General features: G+C 65.8%; 29 protein-coding genes. 17 read left to right on the top strand and 12 right to left on the bottom strand.

Annotated features, from left to right (window positions below; genetic code table 11):
• Window positions 1-12: 12 nt before the first annotated feature.
• The 12 genes from ABIC75_RS07005 to ABIC75_RS06950 all read left to right on the top strand — a co-directional run bounded on the left by ABIC75_RS07005 (window position 13) and on the right by ABIC75_RS06950 (window position 13,890).
• Window positions 13-375: a response regulator gene (locus ABIC75_RS07005; RefSeq protein ID WP_354013137.1), complete on the top strand. Its 363-nt coding sequence runs from the start codon at window positions 13-15 to the stop codon at window positions 373-375.
• 172 nt (window positions 376-547) lie between these two features.
• The gene (locus ABIC75_RS07000) at window positions 548-2,539 is read left to right on the top strand and encodes a chemotaxis protein CheA (protein WP_354013136.1); all 1,992 of its coding nucleotides are present in this window, start codon (window positions 548-550) and stop codon (window positions 2,537-2,539) included.
• A 244-nt stretch (window positions 2,540-2,783) separates the two neighbouring features.
• Window positions 2,784-4,457: a methyl-accepting chemotaxis protein gene (locus ABIC75_RS06995; RefSeq protein WP_354013135.1), complete on the top strand. Its 1,674-nt coding sequence runs from the start codon at window positions 2,784-2,786 to the stop codon at window positions 4,455-4,457.
• Window positions 4,458-4,661: 204 nt separating this feature from the next.
• Window positions 4,662-6,332, top strand: a complete 1,671-nt coding sequence (locus tag ABIC75_RS06990) for a methyl-accepting chemotaxis protein (protein WP_354013134.1) — start codon at window positions 4,662-4,664, stop codon at window positions 6,330-6,332.
• Between the two features lie 134 nt (window positions 6,333-6,466).
• The gene (locus ABIC75_RS06985) at window positions 6,467-6,973 is read left to right on the top strand and encodes a chemotaxis protein CheW (RefSeq protein WP_354013133.1); all 507 of its coding nucleotides are present in this window, start codon (window positions 6,467-6,469) and stop codon (window positions 6,971-6,973) included.
• 30 nt (window positions 6,974-7,003) lie between these two features.
• Window positions 7,004-8,716: a methyl-accepting chemotaxis protein gene (locus ABIC75_RS06980; RefSeq protein ID WP_354013132.1), complete on the top strand. Its 1,713-nt coding sequence runs from the start codon at window positions 7,004-7,006 to the stop codon at window positions 8,714-8,716.
• A 2-nt stretch (window positions 8,717-8,718) separates the two neighbouring features.
• On the top strand, window positions 8,719-9,600 hold the full coding sequence (locus ABIC75_RS06975) for a CheR family methyltransferase (RefSeq protein ID WP_354013131.1): 882 nt from the start codon (window positions 8,719-8,721) through the stop codon (window positions 9,598-9,600).
• Window positions 9,597-10,256 carry a chemoreceptor glutamine deamidase CheD gene (gene cheD / locus ABIC75_RS06970; protein WP_354013130.1) on the top strand — a complete coding sequence of 220 codons (660 nt, stop codon included), beginning with the start codon at window positions 9,597-9,599 and terminating at the stop codon, window positions 10,254-10,256. The genes ABIC75_RS06975 and cheD overlap by 4 nt, the downstream gene beginning before the upstream one ends.
• Before the next feature lie 109 nt (window positions 10,257-10,365).
• Entirely contained in the window at window positions 10,366-11,463 is a 1,098-nt protein-coding gene (locus ABIC75_RS06965; RefSeq protein WP_354013129.1) for a protein-glutamate methylesterase/protein-glutamine glutaminase, read from the top strand.
• A gap of 15 nt (window positions 11,464-11,478) precedes the next feature.
• Window positions 11,479-12,663: a methyl-accepting chemotaxis protein gene (locus ABIC75_RS06960; RefSeq protein ID WP_354013128.1), complete on the top strand. Its 1,185-nt coding sequence runs from the start codon at window positions 11,479-11,481 to the stop codon at window positions 12,661-12,663.
• An 80-nt stretch (window positions 12,664-12,743) separates the two neighbouring features.
• Entirely contained in the window at window positions 12,744-13,046 is a 303-nt protein-coding gene (locus tag ABIC75_RS06955) for an STAS domain-containing protein (RefSeq protein ID WP_354013127.1), read from the top strand.
• A 466-nt stretch (window positions 13,047-13,512) separates the two neighbouring features.
• Window positions 13,513-13,890, top strand: coding sequence for a cupin domain-containing protein (locus ABIC75_RS06950; protein ID WP_354013126.1), 378 nt, complete (start codon window positions 13,513-13,515; stop codon window positions 13,888-13,890).
• Between the two features lie 74 nt (window positions 13,891-13,964).
• Here ABIC75_RS06950 and ABIC75_RS06945 read toward each other — a convergent pair whose 3' ends face one another.
• The 8 genes from ABIC75_RS06945 to ABIC75_RS06910 form a co-directional block, all read right to left on the bottom strand.
• Window positions 13,965-15,161 carry a GGDEF domain-containing protein gene (locus ABIC75_RS06945; RefSeq protein ID WP_354013125.1) on the bottom strand — a complete coding sequence of 399 codons (1,197 nt, stop codon included), beginning with the start codon at window positions 15,159-15,161 and terminating at the stop codon, window positions 13,965-13,967.
• Between the two features lie 210 nt (window positions 15,162-15,371).
• Complete coding sequence (locus ABIC75_RS06940) at window positions 15,372-15,737, bottom strand: hypothetical protein (protein ID WP_204637684.1); 366 nt, start codon at window positions 15,735-15,737, stop codon at window positions 15,372-15,374.
• A 93-nt stretch (window positions 15,738-15,830) separates the two neighbouring features.
• The gene (locus ABIC75_RS06935; protein WP_354013124.1) at window positions 15,831-16,406 is read right to left on the bottom strand and encodes an NUDIX hydrolase; all 576 of its coding nucleotides are present in this window, start codon (window positions 16,404-16,406) and stop codon (window positions 15,831-15,833) included.
• A 70-nt stretch (window positions 16,407-16,476) separates the two neighbouring features.
• Entirely contained in the window at window positions 16,477-17,439 is a 963-nt protein-coding gene (locus tag ABIC75_RS06930) for a DMT family transporter (protein WP_354013123.1), read from the bottom strand.
• A gap of 72 nt (window positions 17,440-17,511) precedes the next feature.
• Window positions 17,512-18,336: an AraC family transcriptional regulator gene (locus ABIC75_RS06925; RefSeq protein ID WP_354013122.1), complete on the bottom strand. Its 825-nt coding sequence runs from the start codon at window positions 18,334-18,336 to the stop codon at window positions 17,512-17,514.
• 38 nt (window positions 18,337-18,374) lie between these two features.
• On the bottom strand, window positions 18,375-19,274 hold the full coding sequence (locus tag ABIC75_RS06920; RefSeq protein WP_354013121.1) for a 5'-3' exonuclease: 900 nt from the start codon (window positions 19,272-19,274) through the stop codon (window positions 18,375-18,377).
• Window positions 19,262-19,831 carry a nitroreductase family protein gene (locus tag ABIC75_RS06915; protein WP_354013120.1) on the bottom strand — a complete coding sequence of 190 codons (570 nt, stop codon included), beginning with the start codon at window positions 19,829-19,831 and terminating at the stop codon, window positions 19,262-19,264. Before ABIC75_RS06915 ends, ABIC75_RS06920 begins: the two co-directional genes overlap by 13 nt.
• Before the next feature lie 119 nt (window positions 19,832-19,950).
• Window positions 19,951-20,358 (bottom strand): cytidine deaminase, encoded by a 408-nt coding sequence (locus ABIC75_RS06910; protein WP_354013119.1) that lies wholly within the window; start codon window positions 20,356-20,358, stop codon window positions 19,951-19,953.
• 163 nt (window positions 20,359-20,521) lie between these two features.
• Between ABIC75_RS06910 and ABIC75_RS06905 the strand changes: the two genes are divergently transcribed.
• A complete protein-coding gene (locus ABIC75_RS06905) occupies window positions 20,522-21,622 on the top strand; it encodes an NAD(P) transhydrogenase subunit alpha (RefSeq protein ID WP_354013118.1) in 1,101 nt (366 codons plus the stop codon).
• A gap of 62 nt (window positions 21,623-21,684) precedes the next feature.
• Here the strand turns inward: ABIC75_RS06905 and ABIC75_RS06900 are convergent, their stop codons facing one another.
• Genes ABIC75_RS06900 through ABIC75_RS06890 form a run of 3 tightly spaced genes read right to left on the bottom strand, consistent with a single transcriptional unit; the run spans window position 21,685 to window position 23,236 of the window.
• Window positions 21,685-22,248, bottom strand: coding sequence for a DUF3106 domain-containing protein (locus ABIC75_RS06900; RefSeq protein ID WP_354013117.1), 564 nt, complete (start codon window positions 22,246-22,248; stop codon window positions 21,685-21,687).
• Between the two features lie 23 nt (window positions 22,249-22,271).
• Window positions 22,272-22,655: a hypothetical protein gene (locus tag ABIC75_RS06895; RefSeq protein WP_354013116.1), complete on the bottom strand. Its 384-nt coding sequence runs from the start codon at window positions 22,653-22,655 to the stop codon at window positions 22,272-22,274.
• The gene (locus ABIC75_RS06890) at window positions 22,652-23,236 is read right to left on the bottom strand and encodes an RNA polymerase sigma factor (RefSeq protein ID WP_354013115.1); all 585 of its coding nucleotides are present in this window, start codon (window positions 23,234-23,236) and stop codon (window positions 22,652-22,654) included. Before ABIC75_RS06890 ends, ABIC75_RS06895 begins: the two co-directional genes overlap by 4 nt.
• 138 nt (window positions 23,237-23,374) lie before the next feature.
• Between ABIC75_RS06890 and ABIC75_RS06885 the strand changes: the two genes are divergently transcribed.
• Complete coding sequence (locus tag ABIC75_RS06885; RefSeq protein WP_354013114.1) at window positions 23,375-23,680, top strand: NAD(P) transhydrogenase subunit alpha; 306 nt, start codon at window positions 23,375-23,377, stop codon at window positions 23,678-23,680.
• Window positions 23,680-25,110 (top strand): NAD(P)(+) transhydrogenase (Re/Si-specific) subunit beta, encoded by a 1,431-nt coding sequence (locus tag ABIC75_RS06880; protein WP_354013113.1) that lies wholly within the window; start codon window positions 23,680-23,682, stop codon window positions 25,108-25,110. Before ABIC75_RS06885 ends, ABIC75_RS06880 begins: the two co-directional genes overlap by 1 nt.
• A 4-nt stretch (window positions 25,111-25,114) precedes the next feature.
• On the opposite strand, the gene ABIC75_RS06875 is transcribed toward ABIC75_RS06880, so the two are convergent.
• Complete coding sequence (locus ABIC75_RS06875) at window positions 25,115-25,702, bottom strand: hypothetical protein (RefSeq protein WP_354013112.1); 588 nt, start codon at window positions 25,700-25,702, stop codon at window positions 25,115-25,117.
• Between the two features lie 79 nt (window positions 25,703-25,781).
• Here ABIC75_RS06875 and sufT point away from each other — a divergent pair, with 79 nt between their 5' ends.
• Window positions 25,782-26,339, top strand: a complete 558-nt coding sequence (gene sufT / locus ABIC75_RS06870; protein ID WP_354013111.1) for a putative Fe-S cluster assembly protein SufT — start codon at window positions 25,782-25,784, stop codon at window positions 26,337-26,339.
• Between the two features lie 163 nt (window positions 26,340-26,502).
• A complete protein-coding gene (locus tag ABIC75_RS06865; RefSeq protein ID WP_354013110.1) occupies window positions 26,503-26,721 on the top strand; it encodes a YdcH family protein in 219 nt (72 codons plus the stop codon).
• Window positions 26,722-26,731 lie beyond the last annotated feature (10 nt).

The raw sequence follows: 26,731 nt of genomic DNA, 5'->3' as shown, positions 1-26,731 counted from the left end.
CTGAGGTGGAAGATGGCGAAGATTCTTGCGGTTGACGATTCGGCTTCGATGCGCGGCATGGTGGCTTTCACCTTGCGCAACGCCGGCCACGATGTGAGCGAGGCGGAGAACGGCCAGTTGGCGCTCGATGCGGCCAAGGGCGGCAACTTCGACCTGGTGCTGGCGGACGTGAACATGCCCGTGATGGACGGCATCAGCATGGTGCGCGAACTGCGCACGCTGCCTGCCTACAAGGGCGTGCCCATCCTGATGCTGACCACCGAGTCGCATACGGACAAGAAGATGGAAGGCAAGGCGGCCGGCGCAACCGGCTGGCTGGTGAAGCCGTTCGATCCCGAGCAGTTGCTGGCTACCGTCAAGCGCGTACTGGGTTGATGCCCTTGATCGTCATTCCCGCGCAGGCGGGAGGCGCTATTCAACGGCCGAAGGGCCGGTCATCCAGCGCCTTTTTCACGGCGAGAGCTGAAGACGCTGGATCCCCGCCTTCGCGGGGATGACGGATAGGGCAGCGCGTAGCTATAGCTATTCCCGAAAAGTAGAGATCCCCATGAGCAAGGCCGGTCTGGCGCAGTTCCAACAGGTGTTCATCGAAGAGAGTCTGGAAGGACTCGACACGATGGAGTCGTCGCTGCTCGCGCTGGACGAAGGCGGCGACGCGGAGCTGGTGCACACCATCTTCCGCGCCGCGCATTCCATCAAGGGTGGTGCGGCCACCTTCGGTTTTCCGGAGATGTCCTCGTTCACCCACGAGGCCGAGTCGCTGCTCGATGAAGTGCGCAGCGGCAAGCGCGCCATCGACGGCGCCATCATCGAACTGCTGCTGCGCACGGTGGATTGCCTGCGCGGCATGTTTGCCCGCGCACAGGCCGGCGAGGCGCTCAACGATGCCGTGGCCGAAGGGCTGCGCAACGAACTGGCCGCCGCGATGGGACGCGGCGTGCCGGCCACTGCCGTGCAGGCGCGTCGCGACGTGGACCAGGCCGATGCCTGGACCATCCGCTTCCGTCCGCATGCGGGCATGCTCGCGGGCGGCAACGAGCCGTTGCGCCTGATCCGCGAACTGGCCGGGCTCGGCAAGCTGCAGGTCACGCCCGAGTTCGACAAGTTGCCGGCCTTCGCTGCGCTGGAACCGACGGAGTGCCATGTCGGCTGGACCATCGAACTGACCGGCCCGGTGAAGCGCGCCGACATCACCGGCGTGTTCGACTGGGTCGAAGGCGAATGCGATCTGGCGATCGAGGCGAAGCACGTGGTGGCCGAGGTGGCCGCCGCGCCGGCAGCACCAGTCGCTGCGCCGTCGGCAGCGCCCACGGTGGCCGATGCCGGCGCTGCGCGTGCACAGCGCGAGACCAGTGCCGAATCCAGCTCGGTGCGCGTATCGATCGACAAGATCGATGGACTGATCAACCTGGTGGGCGAGCTGGTGATTACCCAGTCCATGCTCGACACCTTCCGCGAAGGCGACATCGATGCCTCGCGCCTGGCCGTGCTCGAACAAGGGCTGGCCCAGCTCGCGCGCCACACGCGCGAGTTGCAGGAAAGTGTGATGGGCATTCGCATGCTGCCCATCGCATCCGTGTTCAACCGCTTCCCGCGCATGGTGCGCGACATCAGCCAGAAGCTGGGCAAGCAGGTGAAGCTGGAGCTGATCGGCGAACAGACCGAGCTGGACAAGACGGTGCTGGAGAAGATCGGCGACCCGATGGTGCACCTGGTGCGCAATGCCATCGACCACGGCCTGGAAACGCCCGACAAGCGTCGCGCTTCCGGCAAGGGCGATACCGGCACGCTCACGCTGCAGGCTTCGCATCGCGGCGGCAACATCGTGGTGGAAGTGTCCGACGATGGCGCGGGTCTCAACCGCGACGCCATCGTGGCCAAGGCGATCCAGCGCGGCATCATCAGCACTGGCGAAGGCATGAGCGACGATGCCGTGGCGGAACTCATCTTCCAGCCGGGCTTCTCCACCGCTGCCGTCACCACCGATCTTTCCGGTCGTGGCGTGGGCATGGACGTGGTCCGCCGCAACGTGTCCGATCTGGGCGGCACCGTCACCATCCGCAGCACGCAGGGCAAGGGCAGCGTGTTCACCATCACCTTGCCGCTGACGCTGGCGATCATCGATGGCCTTACCGCCGCGGTGGGCGAGGAGCGTTACATCGTGCCGCTGGTGTCCATCGTGGAATCGGTGCAGCTGAAGGCGGATGCAGTGCGCAGCGTGGTGGGCGGTGGCGAGCTGTTCCGCTTCCGCGGCGAATACCTGCCGGTGATCCGCCTGCACGATGCATTCGGCTGTGAGAACGCCGTGCATGCCATCGATGAAGGCCTGATGGTGGTAGTGGAAGGCGACGGTTCGCGCGTGGGCTTGTTCGTCGATGGCCTGATCGGTCAGCAACAGGCGGTGGTGAAATCGCTCGAAGCCAACTATCGCCGTGTGCAAGGTGTGTCGGGCGCGACGATTCTTGCCGATGGCTCGGTGGCGCTGATCGTCGACATCGCCGGCCTGGTTCGCATGCAGGGTCGCCGCAAGGCGGCCTGAGCACATCACTCCTGGTCACACAAGATCGTCATCCCAGCGAAAGCTGGGATCCAGCGCCTTAGGCAGACTGGCGAAAGTCACTGGATCCCTGCTTTCGCAGGGATGACGATCAAGAACAACGAAAGACACTTCAAGCCGCGACAGGAAGCCGCGGCGCGCTGGGCTGCGGCCCGCGTCAGAGCAGTGCAGGGAATGAACCCGGGCACCGGCATTCCGCCCTTTTCATTCTGAAGGCCAGCGTTCCATGAGATCTCCACTGACAACCATCGACCGAATGAGCCTGGCCGCCAAAGTGTGGCTGGTGATTGCCTTCGTGGTGGCGGGGCTTGCCACGCTCACCTTCGTCTCCGCGCTGGACAGTCGCCGCCTGCAGATGGCCGCGCGCGTGAGCGCGCTGGGCGATGAAGTGAACACCGCCATCTCACTGCTCGACAGCTATCACGCGCGTGCCGCGGCCGGCCAGCTCAGCGACGAGGAAGCGAAGAAGCAGGCGCTGGCGGCGGTCGCGGCGCTGCGTTGGAATAAGGGCGCCGGCTACGTGTTCGCGTTCGACTCGAACTTCATCATGCGCATGCATCCCATCATGCCCAAGCGCGTGGGCATGAGCATTCGCGACGAGGCGGACAGCCAGGGCACTTACATGTATCGCCACATGATGGAGGCCGACCAGCGCGATGGCTTCGGCGCCACCGAGTACATGTGGCCGATGCCCGGCGGCAAGCAGGACGAGCACAAGATCACGTACACCACCTGGTACAAGCCGTGGGATCTGCACGTGGCATCAGGCGCGTACTTCGTCGACATCAACGCGCAGTTTCGCCACGCGCTGATGGTGAGCCTGCTGGAAGCCAGCCTCGTGGGTCTGCTGGTGATCGGCGTGGTGTGGCAGTCGATGCGCAGCATCCGTCGCAGCATCGGCGGCGAGCCGGCGTTTGCGCTGGCCATGGCCGCGCGCATCGCCGATGGTGACCTGGCTGGCCACGATGAGCTTCGCTTCTCGCCGGACAGCATGCTCGACGCGCTTGAACGCATGCGCACCAAACTGGTGGGCATCGTGCGCGAAGTGCAGCAAGGCTCGCAGGTGGTATCGACGGCCGCGCAGCAGATCTCGCGCGGCAACGACGATCTCTCCCATCGCACGCAGGAACAGGCCTCGAGCCTGGAAGAAACCGCCGCATCGATGGAGGAGATGACCTCCATCGTGCGCCAGAGTGCCGACAACGCAGGCCATGCCGATCAGCTCGCCCGCAGTGCCCGCGCACAGGCCGAACGCGGTGGCGAAGTGGCCACGCGCACCAGCCACGCCATGCGCGAGATCGAAGGCGCCAGCCGGCAGATCACCGACATCGTGCAGCTGATCGACGAGATCGCCTTCCAGACCAACCTGCTTGCACTCAATGCGGCGGTGGAAGCGGCGCGTGCGGGCGAGCAGGGCCGCGGTTTCGCCGTCGTCGCGGGCGAAGTGCGCAACCTCGCGCAGCGCAGCGCGTCGGCGGCGAAGGAAATCAAGGCGCTGATCGGCGACACGGTGGAGAAGGTGCAGGCCGGTTCCACGCTGGTGGCCGAATCGGGTCAGGTGCTCACCGGCATCGTCGACAGCGTCAAGCGCGTGACCGACATCGTGGCCGAGATCGCGGCTGCCTCGCAGGAACAATCCTCGGGCATCGACCAGGTGAATCGCGCCGTGATGCAGATGGACGAAGTGACCCAGCAGAACGCGGCGCTGGTGGAAGAAGCCGCCGCTGCTGCACGCGCCATGCAGGAGCAGGCCGACGAGCTGGAGCGCCAGATCCGCTACTTCCGGCTGCAGGGCGAAGCTCATGACGTGACGCGTCCCGCAGTTGCTGCGCGGCAGCCCGCACGCTCGGTGGCGACGCCGCAGCTTGCATCGGCCAACGCCGGCTGGACCGAGTTCTAGCGAAAACACACACGGTCGGCGACGTTGTCCGTCGTCGACAGGATGTTCTGGCGGCGAAGGATTCCAGGGGCGCCGCCAGCAACATCGACAACAGCCACGACAGGAAGTCGCGGCGCGCAGGCGAGCGGCCTGCGTCATGGCAGTGCAGGGAATGAATCACGGCCATCGCAGCGCCGTCCCTTTCATTCTGAAGGTTTTATTTTCATGAAGTCTCCGTTGAAGTTCATCGATCGCCTGAGCCTGGCGGCCAAGGTGTGGCTCGTCATTGCCTTTGTGGTGGCGGGGCTGATGACGCTTACCGTGCTCTCGGCCATCGACAGCCGTCGCCTGCAGATGGCCGCGCGCGTGCATGCATTGCAGGACCACGTCGCCACCGCCACCGCCGTGGCGCAGAGCTTCCACGATCGCGCCAAGGCGGGCGAATTCAGTGAGGAAGAGGCGAAGCACCGCGCGTTCGAGATCATCCGCACGATGCGCTGGGGCCAGGGCTCCGGTTACGTCTTTGCGTTCGATTCCAACTTTGTCATGCACCTGCATCCCATCTTCCCAGAGAAGGAAGGCAAGAACGTGCGCGAGGACAAGGACCCGGACGGCAAGCCGTTGTGGCAGATGATCGCGGCGGTGGATCGCGCGCAGGGTTCGGGCATCACGCAATACTCGTGGCCCATGCCGCCGGACAAGAAGATCGAACCCAAGATCACCTATAGCGCATGGTTCCAGCCGTGGGACATGCATATCGGCACGGGTGCCTACTTCGTCGACATCAATGAACAGTTTCGACACGCCTTGCTGGTGAGCCTGCTGGAAGCCGGACTGGTGGGCCTGCTGGTGATCGGTGCCGTGTGGCAGTCGATGCGCAGCATCCGTTGCAGCATCGGCGGCGAGCCGGCGTTTGCGCTGGCCATGGCCGCGCGCATTGCCGATGGCGACCTCGTCACGGGTGACGGCACGCAGGCGTTTGCACCCGGCAGCATGCTCGACGCCCTGCAGCGCATGCGGTCCAAGCTGATCGAGATCGTGCGCGAGGTGCAGCAAGGGTCGCAGGTGGTGTCGACGGCGGCACAGCAGATCTCGCGCGGCAATGACGATCTCTCGCATCGCACGCAGGAACAGGCGTCGAGCCTGGAAGAAACCGCGGCCTCGATGGAGGAGATGACCTCCATCGTGCGCCAGAGCGCGGACAACGCCAGCCATGCCGACCAACTCGCCCGCAGCGCCCGCACGCAGGCCGAACGCGGTGGCGAAGTGGCCACGCGCACCAGCCATGCCATGCACGAAATCGAAGGCGCCAGCCGCCAGATCACCGACATCGTGCAGCTCATCGACGAGATCGCCTTCCAGACCAACCTGCTTGCGCTCAATGCCGCGGTGGAAGCGGCGCGTGCGGGCGAGCAGGGCCGTGGTTTTGCCGTCGTCGCCGGCGAAGTGCGCAACCTCGCGCAGCGCAGCGCGTCGGCGGCGAAGGAAATCAAGGCGCTGATCGGCGACACGGTGGAGAAGGTGCAGGCCGGTTCCACGCTGGTGGCCGAATCGGGTCAGGTGCTCACCGGCATCGTCGACAGCGTCAAGCGCGTCACCGACATCGTGGCCGAGATTGCGGCTGCGTCGCAGGAGCAGTCCTCGAGCATCGACCAGGTGAACCGCGCCGTGATGCAGATGGACGAGGTGACCCAGCAGAACGCGGCGCTGGTGGAAGAGGCTGCTGCCGCTGCGCGCGCCATGCAGGAGCAGGCCGATGAGCTGGAAGTGCAAGTGCGCTTCTTCCGCCTGCAGGCATCGACACCGAAACCGTCCATGCGCCCGTTGCACGCGTCGTCGCGTGTTCCGGCAACCCGGCCGGCGGCTGCCGCGAGCGGTGGCTGGAGCGAGTTCTGAGGCCATCGGGCCGCCGAACCGCGCCGGTGGCCGCCGAAATGCCGGAAACGTGCATTTCGCTCAAGTTTCCCCCGTCACCGCCGATCCAGAACCCGATAGGGGGCCTCGCACGCGGCCCCGACCACGAGGCGAACATGTCCGATAACACCCGGAGCGAGGCGCTCCAGTCGCAGTACCTCACCGTCAACCTCGCCCACGAGGAATACGGCATCGACATTCTGGCGGTGCGGGAAATCCGCGGCTGGACGCCGGTGACGCGTATCCCGCAGGCGCCGCATTACGTGCTGGGCGTGCTCAACCTGCGCGGCGCCATCGTGCCCGTCATCGACATGCGTCTGCGCTTCGGCCTGGAACGCGAGGCGTATGGCACCACCACCGTCACCGTGATCATCACCGTGGCCGGTCGCAACTTCGGCGTGGTGGTGGACGCCGTGTCCGATGTGCTCGACGTGACGGCGGACGCCATTCGCCCGGTGCCCGACATGGGCACCACCGTGGACACCGAATACCTCAAGGGGTTGACCGCCGCCGGCGAGCGCATGGTGCTGCTGCTGGACGTGGACAAGCTGCTGCAGCCCCATGACGCACAAATGCTTGAGGCGGCGCTGCCGGCTGCCTCCGATGTCAAAGCCGTGGCCTGAACGACCTACGCAGAAAGTGGAATCATCATCATGAAGAAGTTCGCACTGAAAGCCCCCGAACTCTCCGTCAAGAACCGCATGCGCGCGGTGCTTGGCCTGCTTGGTCTGATGCTGATCGCCGGTGCCGTCATCGGCATCGGCTCGATGCAGCAGCAGAACGACGGCATGGGCAAGATCTATGACGAAGAGATCGTTCCCGCCCAGCTGATCTCGCAGATTTCGCAGCGTTCGCAGATGTCCTTCATCCTGCTCGGCGAGGCCAGCTCGCTGGTCAGCAAGGCCGACCAGGTGAAGGCCAAGCTGGCCGACTACGAAAAAATGCAGACGGAAATCGATGCCTTCAAGAAGCAGTTTGAAGCCATCCCGATGAGCGCCGCGGTGAAGAAGCAGTTCGACGCATGGCGTTCCACCGACGCCGATTACAAGGACGCCAAGGATTCGCTGGTCGATGCACTGAAGCAGGCCGACACCGGCGCCTCCGAACTGCTGGAAATGCAGGTTCGCCCGCTGATGATGGAACGCCAGGACGCGCTGGCCAAGCTGGTCGACGCACAGCGCGCCGACGCCAAGGCGATCTACGACTCGCAGGTGAGCCGTTACCACCTCGTGCGTACCGTGAGCATTGCGGCGCTGATCTTCGGCCTGTTGGTCGCCGGTATCATGGCGCTGCTGCTGATGCGCTCCATCCTCAACACGCTGGGCCAGGCCGTGAAGGTGGCCCACGCCATCGCCGGCGGCAAGCTCGGCCACAGCATTGCCAGCACCCGCAAGGATGAGCTGGGCGAGCTGCTCGATGCGCTGCGCACCATGGACGAGCGCCTCAGCTCCATCGTGGGCGAAGTGCGCCACGGCGCGGGCTCGGTGAGTTCGGCCGCGCAGCAGATCGCACGCGGCAACGACGACCTCAGCCAGCGCACGCAGGAACAGGCATCGAGCCTGGAAGAAACCGCCTCGTCGATGGAGGAAATGACCTCCACCGTGAAGCAGAACGCCGAGAACGCCAGCCACGCCAACCAGCTTGCCAGCGCCACGCGCCGCCAGGCCGAGCACGGCGGCGAAGTGGCCGCCCAGGCCAGCTCCGCGATGCGCGAGATCAACGATTCCAGCCGCAAGATTTCCGACATCGTCAGCCTGATCGACGAGATCGCCTTCCAGACCAACCTGCTCGCGCTCAACGCAGCCGTGGAAGCGGCGCGTGCCGGCGAACAGGGCCGCGGCTTCGCCGTGGTGGCCACCGAAGTGCGCAACCTCGCCCAGCGCAGCGCGGGTGCGGCCAAGGAGATCAAGGGCCTCATCAACGACAGCGCGGAGAAGGTGCGCGTGGGTTCGTCGCTGGTGGACCAGTCCGGCAAGGCGCTGGCCGACATCGTGGACAGCGTGAAGAAGGTCACCGACATCGTGGCCGAGATTGCCGCGGCCTCGCAGGAACAGTCCGCCGGCATCGACCAGGTGAACCACGCCGTGCTGCAGATGGACGAAATGACCCAGCAGAACGCCGCGCTGGTGGAAGAGGCCGCTGCCGCTGCCCGCGCCATGCAGGAGCAGGCCGGTGAACTCGCTCGCCAGGTGGGCTTCTTCCAGCTCGGCGAAGGCGGTGCGGACGTGGCGACCGAGAAGGCGCGTTCGCAGTCGGTGATGGCCGAGGCCGAAGCCGTGTTCGCCGCCGTGCGCAGCTCCCACGCGCCGGCACCGCGTGTTGCGCGCGTCGAAGCAACCGACGCTGGTTCCTGGAAGGAATTCTGAGCATGACCACGGCTGCCACGATGGACAACAACGGTGGCGTGGCGGCCGTGGGCGGCCCGTTGCTGGGCAATGCCGAGTTCGAATTCCTGCGCACGTTCGTGTACGAGCAATGCGGCATCTCGCTCGGCGAACACAAGCGGCAGCTGGTGCAGGGGCGCCTGCTGCGTCGACTGCGTGCGCTGAAGCTGCGCGATTTCCAGGCTTATTGCGAACTGCTGCGGCGCGATCCACAGCAGGAACTGGGCGAGCTGGCCAGCGCGATCAGCACCAACGTCACGGCGTTCTTTCGCGAAGTGCATCACTTCGAGCTGCTCACCGACGAGTTGCTGCCGCGCTGGATCGCCGAGAAGAAACACGGCGGCCGGCTGCGCATCTGGTCGGCCGGCTGCGCCACGGGCGAGGAGCCGTACACGCTTGCCATGGTGCTGGCCGAAGCGCTGGAAAAGCACGGCGCGCAGCAGATGGACGCGAAGATCCTCGCCACCGATCTGTCGCCGCAGGCGCTGGAAACGGCACGCAAGGGCGTGTATGCGCTCGAGCGTCTGGAAGGCGTGAGCGTGGAGCGTCGACGTCGCTGGTTCCTGCGTGGCGAAGGCGACTACGCCGACTACGTCTGCGTGAACCCGCGCTTGCGCGAACTGGTGAGCATCCTGCCGCTGAACCTGTTGCACGACTGGCCGATGCAAGGCCCGTTCGACGCGATCTTCTGCCGCAACGTGGTCATCTATTTCGACAAGCCGACCAAGCAGCGGTTGTTCCAGCGCTACGCCGGTCTGCTGCCGGATGGCGGCTATCTGTTCCTCGGACATTCCGAGTCCATGTACGGACTCAACGACAGCTTTGACCTGATCGGACGCACGGTCTACCGGAAACGCAGTGCATGAATGGTGTGGCAGTAAAGGTCCCCACCGGGACTGGGTACGATCCGGCGCGCGTGTTGCCTGGGTTCGAACACCTGCGCCGTTTCTGGGACCCGACGCAGTCGTGCATGACGGTGAAGGTGTTGCCCGGCGAGTTCTATGTGAGCGCGCAGCAGGAAATGATTTCGACGGTGCTTGGTTCGTGCGTGTCGGCCTGCATCTTCGACCCGGTGCGCTGCATCGGCGGCATGAACCATTTCATGCTGCCCGAGCCGGTCAATGGTGAGCGCGGCGGCTGGGTCGACACGGTGGGCCGCGCCGCGCGCTATGGCAACGACGCGATGGAGCAGCTGATCAACGCCATCCTCAAGGCGGGTGGGCAGCGCGCGAACCTGATGGTGAAGGTGTTCGGCGGCGGCCGCGTGCTGGCCACCATGACCGACATCGGCCAGCGCAACATCGCCTTCGTGCGGCGCTACCTGGAGGCCGAGCGGCTGGAAGTGGCGGCGGAGGATCTCGGCGACGTGCATCCGCGCCACGTGCAGTTTTTCCCCGCCACCGGCAAGGCGCGCGTGCGCCAGCTGCGTGGCCGCACCGACACCGTGCTGGTGGACGGCGAGCGTCAATATCTCAAGCGATTGGCAAACGATCCGATAAAGGGAGAGGTGGAGCTGTTCTGACGCACGCTGCGTCACGACGGTTTCCTCTGGCAGGCATCTGGCGCCGACACGGGCCGGCGGACGCGGGTCATGCACCTGCACCGCACCACGAAGGCGAGACGAATACGCGATGGAAAGAGTACGTGTCCTGGTTGTCGACGATTCCGCGCTGGTGCGGAAGCTGCTGTCGACCATGCTTTCGTGCGATCCGGGCATCGAGGTGGTGGGTACCGCCGCCGATCCGCTGATTGCGCGCGAGAAGATCAAGCAGCTCAATCCCGACGTACTCACGCTCGACGTGGAAATGCCGCGCATGGACGGCATCACCTTCCTCGAGAACCTGATGCGCCTGCGTCCGATGCCGGTGGTGATGGTGTCCTCGCTCACCCAGGAAGGCGCGGAAGTGACACTGCGCGCCTTGGAACTGGGCGCGGTGGATTTCTTCACCAAGCCGAGCAACGACCTGGCCAGCACCTTCGCCGAAGGTGCGCAGGAAATCTGCGCCAAGGTGAAACTGGCCGCGCTGGCCCGTCCGCGCCAGCGCACCGCGGTTCGCAAGATCGACGTGCCGCCGCGCCTCACCGCCGACGCGGTGCTGCCGCGTGCGCAGAGCGCCGGCACGCGCGGTGGCATGCCCATCATCGCCATCGGTGCGTCCACCGGCGGCACCGAAGCCATTCGCGTGGTGCTGGAGGCGATGCCGCCGGATGCGCCGCCGATCGTCATCACCCAGCATATTCCTGCCGCTTTCAGCGGTGCGTTCGCAGCGCGCATGGATACATGTTCCGCCATGCGCGTGTGCGAGGCGCAGGATGGCCAGCCGATCCAGGTGGGCCACGCCTACATCGCGCCAGGCAGCCAGCACCTGCTGGTGATGTGGGACGGCGCCAAGTACGTGTGCCGCCTGCACAACGGTCCGCCGGTGAATCGCCACAAGCCCAGCGTGGACGTGCTGTTCCGTTCCATGGCGGCCAGCGTGGGCAAGTCCGCCATCGCGGCATTGCTTACCGGCATGGGCGACGACGGTGCGCGCGGCCTGCTCGAACTGCAGCAGGGCGGTGCGCATACGCTGGTGCAGGACGAAGAAACCTCGGTGGTGTGGGGCATGCCCGGCGCTGCCTGGAAGCTGGGCGCGGCCAGCGAAAAGCTTCCGCTCGAACACATTGCCGCGCGACTGCTCGCGATGGCGCATCAACCCGTTTCCCGCGCCGCCGTGTCGGCCACCTGATCTGCGGATATGTCTATGGATGCCTTTCTTTCCTTCGTGCGCATGCGACCCGTGGCCGGCCTGGCCGCCAGTGCCATCGCGCTGATCCTGACCATGTTGTGGCCGTCGGCTTGGCTCGGTCCGGTCATCATCGTGCTGCTCACCGCGGCATGGATCGTCGAGACGCGCCGTGCCGTGCCCGCCGTCGAGCCGGTGATCCAGGCATCGCTGGATCATCACGAGCCGGTGCGCGAAGCGCTGGAGGAAGTGCGCAGCTCGCTGGTCGACGAACTCGGCCACGCCACGCGTGAACTTCATCAGGCGCTGGACCTGCTGCGCGATGCCGTGTCGGAACTCGGCGGCGGCTTCGACGGCCTGTCGCGCAAGACCGGCATGCAGCAGTCGCTGCTGCGCCAGATCATCGACGGCCAGAACGAAGGCGTGTCCGTGCAGGATTTTGCCGCGCGTACCAGCGACCTGCTCGCGCACTTCGTCGACATGATCGTGCAGATGTCGCGCGAGAGCCTGCGCATCGTCTATCGCATCGATGGCATGGCGAAGGAAATGGACGCCGTGTTCGGCCTGCTCAAGAACGTCAACACCATCGCCGAGGAGACCAACCTGCTGGCGCTCAACGCGGCCATCGAGGCGGCGCGTGCGGGTGAATCCGGCCGCGGCTTTGCGGTGGTGGCAGGCGAGATCCGCAACCTGGCGAGCCATTCCAACCAGTTCAACGAACAGATCGGCAGCCACGTCGAGCGCGCGCGTACCGCGATGGAGCAGCTGCGCGGCCTGGTCGGCACGATGGCGTCGCAGGACCTCAACGTGGCGTTGTCGGCCAAGGGCGGCATCGACGCCATGATGGCGCACGTGACCGAAAGCGACGCGCGCACCAGCAAGGTGGCGGATCAAGTGGTGGAGATCAACCGCGGCCTGGGCACCGACGTCGCCACCACGGTGCGTTCGCTGCAGTTCGAGGACATCCTCAGCCAGCTGATCAACCAGACGCGCCAGCGCCTGGTGGAACTGCAGGACATCACCACCGAATGCACCCGCGACATCCAGGAGCTGGCGTGCAATCCCATCGATGCCGAGTTGCTGGCGCAGCGCGCCGAACGCGTGCGCAATCGTTTGGCCATCCAGCGCGAGAAGGCACGCATCCGCTCGCGCGGCCCGGCGTTGCAGAATTCGATGGATGCCGGCGAGATCGAACTGTTCTGATTTGACGTGCCGTGAGCGTGCAGTGGCGCGCTCACGGTGATCCTTCGATGGATCGCACTCCTGACATAGGTAATGCCCCGATGAGCCTGACCGTTCACCACGATCCCGACCTGGACTGCGTCACCCTGCAGATGGGCGAGCGCTTCGATTTCACCGTGCATCGCGCCTTCCACGACGCCTGCCTCGGCGGCCGTGCCGCGCGCAGCTACGTGATCGACCTCGGCGAGGTGTCGAGCATGGACAGTTCCGCGCTCGGCATGCTGCTTCTGCTGCGCGAACATGCCGGCGCCGACCGTGCGGAAATCCGCATCGTCAACGCGGACACCAGTCTGCGCGGCACGCTGCGCGTGGCGGGCTTCGACAAGCTGTTCGTGCTGCACTGAAGTTCGGGTCACCGCCCGATGGAGGCGTTCAACGAACGCCTGTTGCCGCCGCACGGACTTGGACGGGGCAATGCCGTCCCGCGTCAGTGTGGCGAAGGCAAGCAAGCCCGAGCCTGCCTCGGAACCCCGTAAATCATGCGTCCGCCCACGCTCGGCCTTACGCTCGATTGACGCTGCGCCGGGCGGGGCGTAGGTTTCTGCGGGTCACCGGGAGCAACATCCCGGTCTCTCGTGTCCGGCGTTGTTCAACGCACACGTCGTCGCTTCCGCCCCCTCGACTTGCGCGCACATGACTCCGATGTGCGGCGCTATTGCGTGCTGGCTTCTCGGGAATAGCCGTTCGGATCCATGCAGGGGATGGCGCGGATGTTTCGTCCGCCGGGACAAGGACGCCCCAACAGCGGGCTTTCGCGGGCGCTATCGCCCCAGGCCCTGTCGACGTCGTCGAACCATGGGAGAACGTGCGATGGCTATTTCGGTTCCGTGCGGCATGAAGTGTGCGTTGCTGGTGCTGGCCTGCGCTTGTGCAGGCACGGCCTTGGCGCAGGACATGGCGAAGGTGGCACCCAAGAACACCAAGGTGGTGATCGACAACGATCAGGTGAGGGTGATCGAAGTCTGGCTGAAACCCGGGGAATCGTTGCCGATGCATTCGCATCCGGCCAACGTCGTCGTGTTCGTCACGGATGGCAAGGGCAAGATGACGACCGCGGACGGCAAGGTGACCGAGACGGAACGCAAGGCCGGCGAAGCGGTGTGGAGCGGTCCGGTGACCCACAGCAACCTCAACACCGGAACGGCGCCGACCAAGGCCGTGGTGGTTGAGCTGAAGGCGGCGAAATAGGTTCGGATGTCGACACGATGATGGCGGCCGGCTTTGCGGTCATCGCAGGCCGGCCGATCCATGCGGGGCACGACTCAGCAGCGCGTGTCGCCCGCCTCGGCCAGGCGCGAATCGCGGTCGCCCGCGAAGCTCACGCCGTTGCGGCCGTCGAACTTTGTGCGATACATCGCCTGGTCGGCCTGTCGCACGAGATGCTCGAAACGCGTGCCCTGTCGCGCCGTGGCCACGCCGATGCTCGCGGTCACGGGAATGGTCTGGTCGCCCACGCGCGCATGCGAATGAGCCAGCGCAAGCCGCAGGCGTTCGGCAGCCTCCAGGCCTTGCACCAGCGTGGCGCCGGGCAGCGCGACCACGAACTCCTCGCCGCCGTAGCGGCTGGCGAGCTGGTGCGGCCACTGGATCGCCTTGCGCAGCATCTGCGTGACGTGGCGCAGCACGGCGTCGCCGGCGTCGTGGCCCCAGCGATCGTTGATCTGCTTGAAGTGATCGAGATCGAAGATCAGCAACGCAAACGGCTGGCCGCGTTCCAGGCAACGTTCCAGCGCCGCGCGCCCTTCGGCCACGATGGCGCTGCGATTGAGCAGGCCGGTGAGGCCATCGGTGCGCGCGGCGCGGCGCAGGTCCACCATCAGTCGCTCGGTAATGAGTTGCAGCAACGCGAAGTACGAGGCGAGCGTGGCGAGAATGCCCACCACATAGGTGGCCGCCACCGGCATGCCTGCCATCGTCAGGTCCTGGCTGGACGCCGGATCGAGCGGAACGAACACGCGCGCCAGGTAGAACAGGCCATTGATCATCAGCACGGCGCCGGCAATGCGGCAGCTCTTGCGGATGTCCGGTTCGCTGTAGCGCAGCAGCAGGTAGGCATAGGCAAAGTTGAACGCCATGGCCTGCAGGCTGCCGGCCAACAGGCGCGCGCCCAGGTTGGGCGACGCAAAGGCGAACCAGGCGATGGCACTGGTGTAGACCGCGGCGAGGCTGCACGGCCAGCGCCATCGCATCGGCAGCCCCAGATGCTGGGCAATGCCCTTGAGCGCAAGAATGTTGCCGGTGACCAGCAGGCCGTTGCCGACGACGATGGAGATGACGTCGGGGATGTGGTTGCGCAGCCCGATCAGCGTGATGCCCAGCGTGTTGACCCAGATGCTGGCCACCCAGATGCGCAGCACCTTCTGCGTGTTCAACACCGCCATCAACGACGTGAAACCAACCGACGCGGCAATACCCATCAGAAGGCTGACAAGGGCCAGGGTGGGAATGTCTAGATGCATGTCGCTCCCTGATGCCAGCGAAGCCTCTTGGCCAAGAGGGCGCGCAGGGCCTCCGATGAGGCGGTGACTGGGTCACTCAAGCATATCGGACAAATTCTCCAAAACTTGAACTGCGTCACATTTGTGGGGCGTCGGCCAAAAAAAAGAGGCCCCGGGAGGAGCCTCGAAAAAAATAAAAAACAGAGCGTAGGGGCTTACACCAAACAGGGTTTACCAGGTGCGCACGTCGGCCACGCCGACGGTGTACTGCTGCATTTCGGGGTCGAAACGGAACAGGCGGCCCAGATCGAATTCCACGGACTGGCCCGGGCCGATGTTGGTGGTGCCGGCCGGCCAGCCCTTCTTGCTCTGGATGACCTTGCCCGCACCGTCCTTCGCGTCAATGCTGATTTGCGCGGCAGCGGCTTCGGCGCAATGGTTCACCAGCGAGCCGCTGAGGCTCAGGCGGGCGGCGGCGCCAGCGCCGACGAGCTTCATCTTGAAGTCCTGCACGGCGAAATCGGTGGGAGCGCAGGCGGCATGGGCGGCCAGCGGGGCGGCCAGGAACAGGGCGGCGGCGATCAGGGTCTTCTTCATAAAGGGATCCGTGATGTGGTCAGGTTGGGATGGGTCGACCTGACTCACATCGGCGGTCCCGCCGAAATCTTTAGTACCCGCAGCGGATTGCGTTCAGATTCGGCCCTTCAACTCCGTGTGCTCGATGAACCACAGACCCGCGAACAGCTTCGGGTCGATCGAGTAACCCTCGGCCGCGCGGGCGAACAGCCACTGGCCGGCCTGTGCGCGCGGCACTTCGTGGACGATGATGTTCTCGCTCTCGTCGCCGCCGCCCGGGCCGACCTTCTGCAGATCCCAGGCGCGCACGAAGGCGATCATCTCGGTGCTCATGCCCGAGGACGAGGGGCCTTCGTGGACGAACTCCAGACGTCCGCAGCGGTAACCGGTTTCTTCTTCCAGCTCGCGGCCGGCGGCGAGCAGGGCGTCTTCATCGCCGTGCTCGTGCAGGTCGCCCACCAGGCCCGCCGGCATTTCGATGGTGTGCTTGAGGATGGAGACGCGGTACTGCTCCACGAACAGGATGTTGTCCTCCGGCGTCACCGCCAGGATGATCACCGCGCCGCCCGGGTTGTTGCGCTCGGCATACTCCCAGCGCCCGCGCTTGCGCAGGCTCAGCCACTTGCCGACATAAAGGGTTTCCACCGGTGCATCGGCATCGGCGGGAAGGCGGGTATCGGGATGATTCATCGGCGTGGCCGCGCGGCAGGTTCGAAGTGATGCATGTTGCCGTGCGCTCATGTCAGCCACAACCGCGCCGTCATTCCACCGCCAGTTCCACCGGGCGTGGCTTGATGCGCACGGCCCACGCCACGCCTGCCACCAGCAGGGCCACGCCGACGAGCGTGAGCGCGCCCGGTGGGCGTCCGCGCAGCATGAAGGCGTAGGCAAGCGCAGCCAGCGTCTCGAACACGATCAGCTGTCCCGCCAGCGCCGTCGGCAAGCGTTGGCTCGCCGCGTTCCAGCACAAGGTGCCCAGCCACGATGCGAACAGGCCGATGGCTGCCATGAGTCCCACGAAGCGCCACGGATGCGGTCCGAACGGCATGGCGAACGGATGGCCGCTGAGTTTCATCAGCGACCACAGCAATGCATAGCCGCACAAGGCCAGCGGCAACGTGGCCAGCCCCTGTGCGGTGGCCCAGGTGCGCGGGCTGCGATTTGGATGGCGACGCAGCCAGTCGGCATTGCGCAGCGGATACCACGTCCAGCACACCACCGCGCCGGCAGCGAGCAGGGCGCCGCGTGCGTAGCGCCACAGGTCCGCCCCCGAGGGATGGTCGAGCATGGCGATCTCCGCGCGATTCACGCAGGCGATGCCCAGCGCGATCAACGCCAGCGAAGGCGCCAGCGACAACCACGGCAGGCGCCCATCGCGATGCGCGTCGCGCAGATTCGCCGTGATGGCGATGACCACGGGCAGCGTGCCGATGATCATCGTCGGCAGCGGTGCGCCGGCCAGCTGGATCGCGCTGGCCAGGCACACGTAGTACAGCAGGTTGCCGACGGCGGCGAGCTTGAGTGCCTCCAGCCAGTCGACGCGCGCGAGCACGCGCAGCGCGCGCCGGTCCATCCACGCCAGCGGCAGCGCGATCACGCCGAACGCAAGGTAACGCCCCACCGATTGCAGCGCCGCCGGATAGTCTGGCAGCAACAGCGGGCTGACGAAGACCAGCCCCCACATCAGGCCGGCGGTGAGTGCATAGAGAGTGCCTGTCCACATCCGCACAGCGTGACGTCGCGCGAGGCGGCCGTCTTGTACCAGATTGCGGAAAAGGGCCCTGACGCAGCGCAGCTATCGCTGCAAGGCGCGTTGATAGCGCGCCGGCGTCACGCCATAGCGGCGCGCGAACGTGCGCGTGAGATGCGCCTGGTCCGTGAGCCCTACGGCGGCCGCCACCTGCGCGGGCGATTCGCCGCGCGACAGCAAGCGCTTGGCCTCGGCGAGGCGGAATGCCATCAGCATCTGTTGCGGCGTGGCGTGATGCTGCGACTGGAACTGCCGCAGGAAATGGAACGGGCTGAGGCCGGCCACGGCGGCGAGTTCGTCGAGCGTGAGCCGGCGCGAAAGATGCTCGTGCAGATAGTCCACCACGGGTGTGAAACGCGCCGCGCGTCCATCCTGCGGCTTGCGCGTTGCGTGCGCATGGCGACGAAACTGGCCGAGCAGTTCGTACAACAGACTGTCGAACGCCAACGGCTCGCGTGCGCGCCACAGCGCATCAAGCAGATCAGTGACGCGACGTGCGCTGGACACGTCTTCGCGTACCACGTCGCTGAACCACCACGCCGGTTCGCCCGTGACATCGGCAACGACCGATGGCTCGATGTACGCCATGCGGTAGTGCCAGCCGCCTTCGGTTTCGGCGCGGCCGGTGTGCAACTCGTCCGGATTCATCATCAGCACCGAATCGGCGGGCGCGAGATGATCCGCGCCGCGATAGCGGAAGCGCTCCACGCCCGATTCGATGGCGCCCAGGCCAAAGCCGTCGTGCGTGTGCGGCTCGAAGGCGTGACGCACGATGTGCGCGCGATAAAGCTCCACGCCCGGCCGATGCGCCGCCATGCGGAACTCGGCTTCGTCGCGTTGCGATGGGAACGTGGAAGACACGCCTTGCATGCCGCCATGCTAGCGCGATGCGCGTGGCGGCAGCGTGGTCAGGTCAGCAAGGCTTTCAGGCGCGTACGTGTCAGCGGTCCGAAGCGCAGGCGTTCGCACAGCGCATCCATGCCCTCGGTTTCGCCACGCAACCGGCGCAAGGCATCGGCTTCGGGCGGCACGGGAGCATCCAGCGCAATACGGGTGAGACGGCGATAGAGCCGCGCCGACTCCGCATGCTCGCGCAGCTTCGCCGCGCAGCTCGCCGCGCCGCGCAGGCGCAGGAACGGCACTTCGTCCACGCGATCGAGCAAGGCATCCAGGCTGCCGAAATGGGAAAGCAGCGCGGCGGCCGTCTTGGCGCCCACGCCCGGCACGCCGGGAATGTTATCCACGGCGTCGCCGCAGAGTGCGAGATAGTCCGCCACCTGATGCGGATGCACGCCCAGCTTCTCGTGCACGCCGGCCGGCCCCCAGCGCAGGTTGCGCGCGTAATCCCACTGTTCGTCGAATTCGCCGAGGAGTTGGCCGAAGTCCTTGTCCGCCGACACGATCACGCTGCGGAAGCCATGTCCACGCAAGGTCCACATGGCGCTGCCGATCAGGTCGTCGGCCTCGAAGCTGTGATCGATCAGCACCGGCACGCCCAGCGCCTGCGTCACTTCGCGGCACAGCACGAACTGGTGTTCGAGATCCGGCGGCGGCAGTTCGCGATTGGCCTTGTAGGCGGGGTAGATGGCATTGCGGAACGAGGTGGTGAGCGAGGCATCGAACGCCACCGCCACGTGCTCGGGCTTCACGCGCTCCAGCAGCTCGCACAGGAAACGGGTGAAGCCGTGCACGGCATTGACCGGATGCCCGTCCACGTCGTGGAACTCGTCGGGCATGGAATGCCAGGCGCGAAACACGTAGAGACTGCCGTCAACCAGATGGACGGCTGGACGGCTCATGGCGTCCATGTGCTGACCACGCCGGCGAGCACCGGGCGCTCGCGATCGGGAACATCGATCTGCGGTGTACCGATATGCACGAAGCCGATCACGCTTTCATGGTCCTTGAGCCCCATGATGGCGGCCGCCTCGCGATCGTACGCCGCCCACCCGGTCAGCCACTGCGCGCCAAAGCCCAGCGCCTGTGCACCCAGCAGCAGGTTGTAGGCAACGCAGCCGGCGGAAAGCTGCTGCTCGATCACCGGCACCTTGCTGGCGGCATCGAGGCGCGCCACCACCACGACCACCAGCGGCGCGAAGTCGTAGCGCGTGCGGTCTTTCTCGCGCTTGGAATCGGTCATGTCCGGATTCACCCGCAGCGAGAGCGTGGCCAGGCGATCGCCAAAGGCAAGCTTGGCAGCGCCCTCGAGCACGATCAGGCGAAAGGGTTCGAGCTTGCCGTGATCCGGCACGCGTATGGCCGCTTCGAGCAGCGTTTTCAGCGTGGCTGCGTCGGGACCGGGTTCACCCAGCTGGCGGGACGGCACCGAATGACGGTTTTGCAGCAGGGAAAGGGGATGGGACATGGGGAGGTCCGGGGAGGCCAAACCTTGATGCTAACGCAGGAGGGCGGGAGTGAGAGAACGGGCGTGGGAAGCGAGAGAGGGCAGCTTTCTCTCACTTACCTCCACTCACTCCTGCGCTATCAGCTAGCCAGCCGGAACGACCCCGGCAGCAAAGCCTGCACGCTGGTTTCCTGCACGGCGCCGGCGAGATTGCCCAGCCACACCGGCATGGCCTCGTCGCACAGCTCGGACATCACCTGGCGGTAGGCGCCGCAGGGGCTGATCGGGCCGGCGGTGTCGCCGATCACGGCAAGTGCCGCGAAATCACCCGGCCGGCAACCCGCAGCCACGGCAGTGAACAGGGCCGTGCGTTCGGCGCAATTGCACAGGCCATAGGAGGCGTTTTCCACGTTGCAGCCAGTGAAGTGGCGGCCATCGCGGGTCACCAGTGCGGCACCGACGAGAAAGCGGGAGTAGGGCGCATACGCGTGTTCGCGCGCCTGGCGCGCCAGGTTCAGCAGGACATCGGGAACAACGACATCAGTCATCGGGATCTCCATGGCGGGACCCCACCGAAACTGTCGCCCAAGGCGGTTTCCGGACCGGTGGCGGGCCAGTTAACTCCCTTGGCGAGTGGACCGCAAGTAGCCGGTGGCCGGTGCGGCAGACCATCGGATAGGATGCTCTCACCCTTTCCGCAGGAAATGCACGATGCCGATCACCGTGGCTGCATTGCGCGAAACCGCTGCCGGCGAACGCCGCGTGGCGATCACGCCGGAGGTGGCGAAGAAGTTGCGAGGCAAGGATGTCCGCGTGCTGTTGGAGCGCGGGGCCGGCGCGGCGGCGGGGTTCCCCGATCAGCTGTACACCGACGTCGAATTCGCCGACGCCGATACCGTGCTGGCGCAAGCGGACCTGTTCACCTGCGTGCTTCCGCCCGACGACAGCGTCTGGGCGCGCTTGCGCGACGGCGTCGTCGTGGTCGGCCAGTTGCGCCCTTATGGCGCGGCGGCACGCATCGTGGCGATGGGCAAGCACAGGCTCACCGCGTTTGCGCTTGAATTGCTGCCACGCACGACGCGCGCGCAGGCGATGGACGTGTTGAGTTCGCAAGCGGCAGTAGCCGGTTATCGCGCCATGTTGATCGCTGCCGAAGCGTCACCGAAATTCTTTCCCATGCTCACCACCGCGGCCGGCACCATCCGCCCGTCGCGTGTGCTGGTGATTGGCGCGGGCGTGGCCGGGTTGCAGGCCATTGCCACGGCGCGTCGTCTTGGCGCGCAAACCGAAGGCTACGACGTGCGTCCCGAAACGCGCGAGCAAGTGGAATCGCTGGGCGCGAAATTCATCGAACTGGGTGTAAGCGCGGCAGGCAGCGGCGGTTATGCGCGCGAGCTGACGGCCGAGGAGCGCGCGGCGCAACAACAGGCGCTGGCCGAGCACCTCAAGAGCGTGGACGTCATCGTTGCCACGGCAGCGGTGCCGGGTCGTCCCTCGCCCAAGATCCTCACGCGTGCGATGGTCGACGGCATGAAGCCGGGCGCCTTGATCGTCGACCTTGCGGCGGAAGGCGGCGGCAATTGCGAACTCACCCGGCCAGGCGAGCGCGTGGAGCACAACGGTGTGGCGATCCTCGGGCCGCTGAATCTTCCGGCCGGCGCGCCGCTGCATGCCTCAGAGATGTATGCGCGCAACGTGTATAACTTCGTCGAACTGCTGGTGCAGGGCGGCACGCTCGTGCCCGATTTCAACGATGAGCTGGTGGCCAAGAGTTGCATCACGCGCAATGGCGAGCCGCATTTCCAGGGGTGATGCGATGGACGTCCATTTGCCCATGGACTCATGAAAAAAGCCCCGCAATGCGGGGCTTTTCTTCAATGCCTGGGACCACCGGGCGGTCCCTTGGGCGGCCCCATTGGATGCCCCATGGGCGGGCCATCGCGCATTTCACTGTGCCACTGGCGAAGCAACTCTTCGCGCTGATCGGGCGACAGTTGCTGGAAACGCTGGAAAGCGGCGTGCAACTGCTCACGCTCCTGCTGCGGCAATTGCTGGAAGCGCTTGCTGTTCTCGCGCGCCTGTTCGCGCTGCTGCGGCGTCATCTTCTGCCACTGGTCGATGCGCTGGCGGATCGCCTCGCGCTGGTCCGGCGGCAACGACTTCCACTGCTGTGCACGTTCGAGCATGCGTGCCTGGCGCTCGGGCGGAAACGTATTCCACTTGTCGCCCAGCGGAGCGAGGATGTTGCGCTCATCCGGCGACAGGCTCTGCCACGGACGCGGCGGGGGCGGCGGCCCGTGCATGTCGCCCGGTGGTCCGGGTGGGAAAAGACCGCCCGGCGGCGCGTGCACGGGGTCGTCCTGCGCGCCCGGCGGCGACTGCTGGGCCAACGTGGTAGTGGCGATGCCGCTGAGTCCAAGGACCAAAAGCAGCGACACGAAAACACGGCATCGACGCATGGTTACCTGCTCGCCTCGCTGTCGCTGTTCTTGGCCAGCCAACCGTAGAAATCCAGGTTCTGGTACAGCGTCGGGTCGGCGGCAGCGGCATCCGGCGGCAGTTCGCCGTCGACGTCCACGGCCAGGGTGACGCCGTTCGGCGTCACCGCGGTCGGGCGCTGTACCGGGGAGGACATGAACAGGGCCACGAAGGCGATGGCCGCGAAGGCACCCGCCGGCAATAGCAGTTGCAGCAGGCGGTGGGCCAGCGACGAGTGGTCGGCCTTGGCCAGCGCTTCGCGTCGGGCAGCACGCAGCCGCGCGGCCACGGCGGGATCGACGTGACGCGAAGCCTCGCGATACAGCTCACGGGCGCGGCGTTCGAGGTGGTTGTCAGGCGCGTTCATCGCCATTCCTCCAGTTGGTCGCGCAAACGTTGCAGCGCGCGCGACAGGTGTGTTTTTACGCTCCCTTCCGAACATCCCATGGCCTGGGCGGTTTCCGCCACATCCAGGCCCTCCAGCACGCGCAGCATGAAAGCTTCGCGTTGGCGCTGGGGCAGCAGTTTCACGGCTGCCGCCATATCCGCGTAGGACTGTGCATCGTTCAACCGTTCCAGCGGGCCCGGACCCGTGTCGGCCGGTTCCCAGGCCGGGAGGTCTTCACCGTCATCATCCCGTCCGCCGAGCCAGCCCACCATGATCGAGCGCACCTTCCGGCGACGCTGCAGATCCACGATGCGCCGGCGCAGGATGCCCCAGAACAGCGGGGTCCATTCCTGGGCGGGTTTGTCGCTGTAATGCTTGACCAGCCTCAGCATGGCGTCCTGCACGGCGTCCAGTGCATCCTCGCGGTGCCCCAGGTTCAGCTCGGCCATGCGGAAGGCGCGGCGCTCCACCTGGGCCAGGAAGGCGTTCATGGATGCGGGCGCCGCCCGAACGTCGTCGGCCAGCAGGTCGGCTTCCAGCGTGGAGACGGCACTGTTCATGCCGTCGTCGTCCGGTTCGTCGGCTCGGCCATCGTGAGACTCCATCGGTACGTCCTCTGACATCAACGTCCGACGCTCGCACGCGTTGACCCGCAACCGTATAGTGCGGTTACACCGATGTCCTGGCGGGGAGGGGTCATGATCGACGGTTTCCTGGCGCTTTATATCTTTATGCTGGCCGCTTTCACGGGATACGAGATCATCGCCCGGGTACCGGTCATTCTGCACACGCCGTTGATGTCCGGCTCCAATTTCATCCACGGCATTGTGCTGGTGGGCGCCATGATAGCGCTAGGTCATGCACAGACTCCTTTCGCGATGACCATCGGGTTCATCGGCGTGCTGCTGGGGGCGGGCAATGCCGCCGGCGGCTACGTGGTGACGGAACGCATGCTGGAGATGTTCAAGGCCAGCAAGCCCAATGCCGGCAAGGAGGCTAAGTAATGGCCTGGCTGCCTGTGGTGATCAAGGCCTGTTACTTCCTCGCTGCCCTTCTTTTCATTCTCGGTCTCAAGCGCATGAGCTCGCCGCGTTCGGCGCGGGGCGGCATCGTGTGGGCGGGCGTGGGCATGCTGGTGGCGGTGCTCGCTACCTTCGCGCTGCCGGACATGCAGAACCGGGGGCTGATCCTGGCCGCGGTGCTGATCGGCGTGTCCGCCGCCTGGTGGTCGGGACGCCGGGTGGCCATGACGGCCATGCCGCAGATGGTGGCCCTCTACAACGGCATGGGCGGCGGCGCAGCCGCGGCCATCGGCGCGGCCGAGCTGTTCAGCTACGCGGGCAAGTCGGTAACCCTGCTGGATGGTGGCCAGTTCACCGCCAACGGCGTCGATACGCCCAGCGCGGCGCAGTTGGTGTTGGCCGTGCTCGGTGCCTTGATCGGTTCGGTGAGTTTTTCAGGCTCGCTGATCGCCTTTGCCAAGCTGCAGGGCTGGCTGGACCGGCGCTTCGTCTTTCCCGGCCAGCGCGTGGTGAACCTGCTGGTGCTGGCCGCCGCCGTGGTGCTGGGCGGGATGATCGCCAGCGGCCAGCTGACCATGCCGCTGATCGTGGCGTTCTTCGTGCTGGCGCTGCTGTTCGGCCTGATGATGACCCTGCCCATCGGCGGCGCGGACATGCCGGTGGTGATTTCGCTCTACAACGCCTTTACCGGCCTGGCCGTGGCCTTCGAGGGCTTCGTGCTGCAGAACGAGGCGATGATCATTGCCGGCACCGTGGTCGGCGCCGCCGGTACCTTACTCACGCAGTTGATGGCGAAGGCCATGAATCGCTCGATCGGCAACGTGCTGTTCGGCAGCTTTGGTGCCGCCGGTGGTGCGGCGCAGGCGATTGCCGGTGCTCAGAAACCGATCGAGGCCAGCGACGCGGCGGTGATGATGGCCTACGCCGAGCGCGTGGTGATCGTGCCCGGCTACGGCATGGCCGTGGCGCAGGCGCAGCACAAGGTATGGGAGTTCGCCAAGCTGCTGATCGAGCGCGGCGTGAAGGTGAAGTTCGCCATCCATCCAGTGGCCGGCCGCATGCCTGGCCATATGAACGTATTGCTGGCGGAAGCAGGCGTGCCCTACGACCTGATCGCCGACATGGACGACATCAATCCCGAGTTCCCGCAGACCGACGTGGCCCTGGTGATCGGCGCCAACGACGTGGTGAACCCGCTGGCCAAGACCGATCCGGCCTCGCCCATTTATGGCATGCCGATCCTCGACGTTTCCGCAGCCAAGCAGGTGATCGTGGTCAAGCGCGGCAAGGGCACCGGCTTTGCGGGCATCGAGAATGCGCTGTTCTACGCCGACAACGCACGCATGCTGTATGGCGACGGGCAGGCTGCGGCGAGCGAGCTGGTAGCGGCGCTGAAGACCTTGGACGGTTGAAGGATCAGTCGCCCACCTTCGGCGGGTGAGCCTGGCGGAGCGCGACGAAAGCGGCGATGCCCATGCCGACGATGAACCAGATCCCGTCGCTGGGGCTGCATCCCAGTTCGGCCAGCTGCAGCAACAGCTGGAAGCCCGCCGTGCGCATGGAATCGACCAGGCCCAAGCCCATCAGGCCGGCGATGCGCGCGGCCGCCGTGAGCAGGTTGACGTATAGCGCCGCGATGAAGGTCGCCAGCGCCGCCAGGATGGCGGCATTGCCGCCGGCAGGACGGACCCAGTGCCGGATGGCCTTGCCCAGCAGCCAGCCCAGCGCCAGCGCGAGCCAGGGCAGCGGTTGCCGCAAATAAAGCGTGGGAACCATCCAGACCGCACCTGCAGCCAGGCCCAGCATCACTGCGCTCACCAGCGCGAACAACAACGAAAAAACGGCCCGGACGTTCATGAACGGCAAGCGGCAAACTGGACGGCGGACACGATTCTTCCCGGGCGTAAAACCGCCATAGTAGCGCGCCGTGGCGCCTCTCCGCCCCCGGTTTTGGGCCCCGTTCCCCTTGAGATTGACCTGTTCCGACCTGATCTCGGCGGACATGACCGGCCGTCAACCGGCATAATGAGCAGCTTGGCGCGGCAGTTTGCCCCGCCCAACGATGAGATTCGGCAGGATCGGCATGAGCGGTTTCAGTCTTAGCAGCGAACCTTTCACCCTGGAGCGCGACTGCCAGGCAGTCATGGTGCCCCAAGGGGAAACGGTGAGCCTGCCGGCCGGCCAGATCGGCTACATCACCCAGGCGCTGGGCGGCAGCTTCACCGTCTACGTGGAAGGCAACCTGTTCCGCATCGCCGGCAACGACGCCGACGCGCTGGGCAAGGAACCGCCGCCGCCGATCGAGCTGGCCAGCGACGCCAGCGATGCCGATGTTGAGGCGCTCGTGTGGCAGCAGCTGCGCACGGTGTTCGATCCGGAAATCCCCATCAACGTGGTCGAACTCGGCCTGGTCTACGACGTGAGCATGGAGCACCCGGCTCCCGACCAGCGCAAGGTCTACGTGAAGATGACCCTGACCGCGCCCGGTTGCGGCATGGGCGACATCCTCGTCGACGACGTGCGCACCAAGCTCGAACTCATCCCGACGGTGTCCGAAGCGGACGTGGATCTGGTGTTCGATCCGCCGTGGAACCATTCGATGATGTCGGACGCGGCCAAGCTCGAAACCGGCATGCTCTGACGCCGCGACGGCGGCGCTCTTTCTCTTGAACCATGATGACCTCGCGCGACGCCGCGCGAGCAAGGTCGCGCGCGGCGCATGCGCTTGATGCAAATCATCACCGGCTCTTCGTGGCAACGCCAGACTGCGTAGCGCAGTCTGTTTCGTTGCCAGGAGCCAAGGCATGTTTCCCGAATACCGCGAACTCATCACCGACCTGAAATCGCGTGATCCACACTTCATCCGCCTGTTTCATCGCCACAACGAGCTGGACCAGGAAATCAGGAACATGGAGCTGGGTGTCACGCCCGCTGGCGACATGGCCATCGAGCAGCTCAAGAAAGAGAAGCTGCACCTGAAGGATCAGATCTACGTGATCCTGCGCAAGGCCTCCGCCGTCTGATCGACGGGCA

This window comes from Dyella japonica (assembly GCF_040545895.1).
Taxonomy (GTDB): Bacteria; Pseudomonadota; Gammaproteobacteria; order Xanthomonadales; family Rhodanobacteraceae; genus Dyella; species Dyella japonica_D.
Note: the sequence above shows the minus strand (reverse complement) of the source record. Positions and strands in the feature narration are given on the sequence as shown.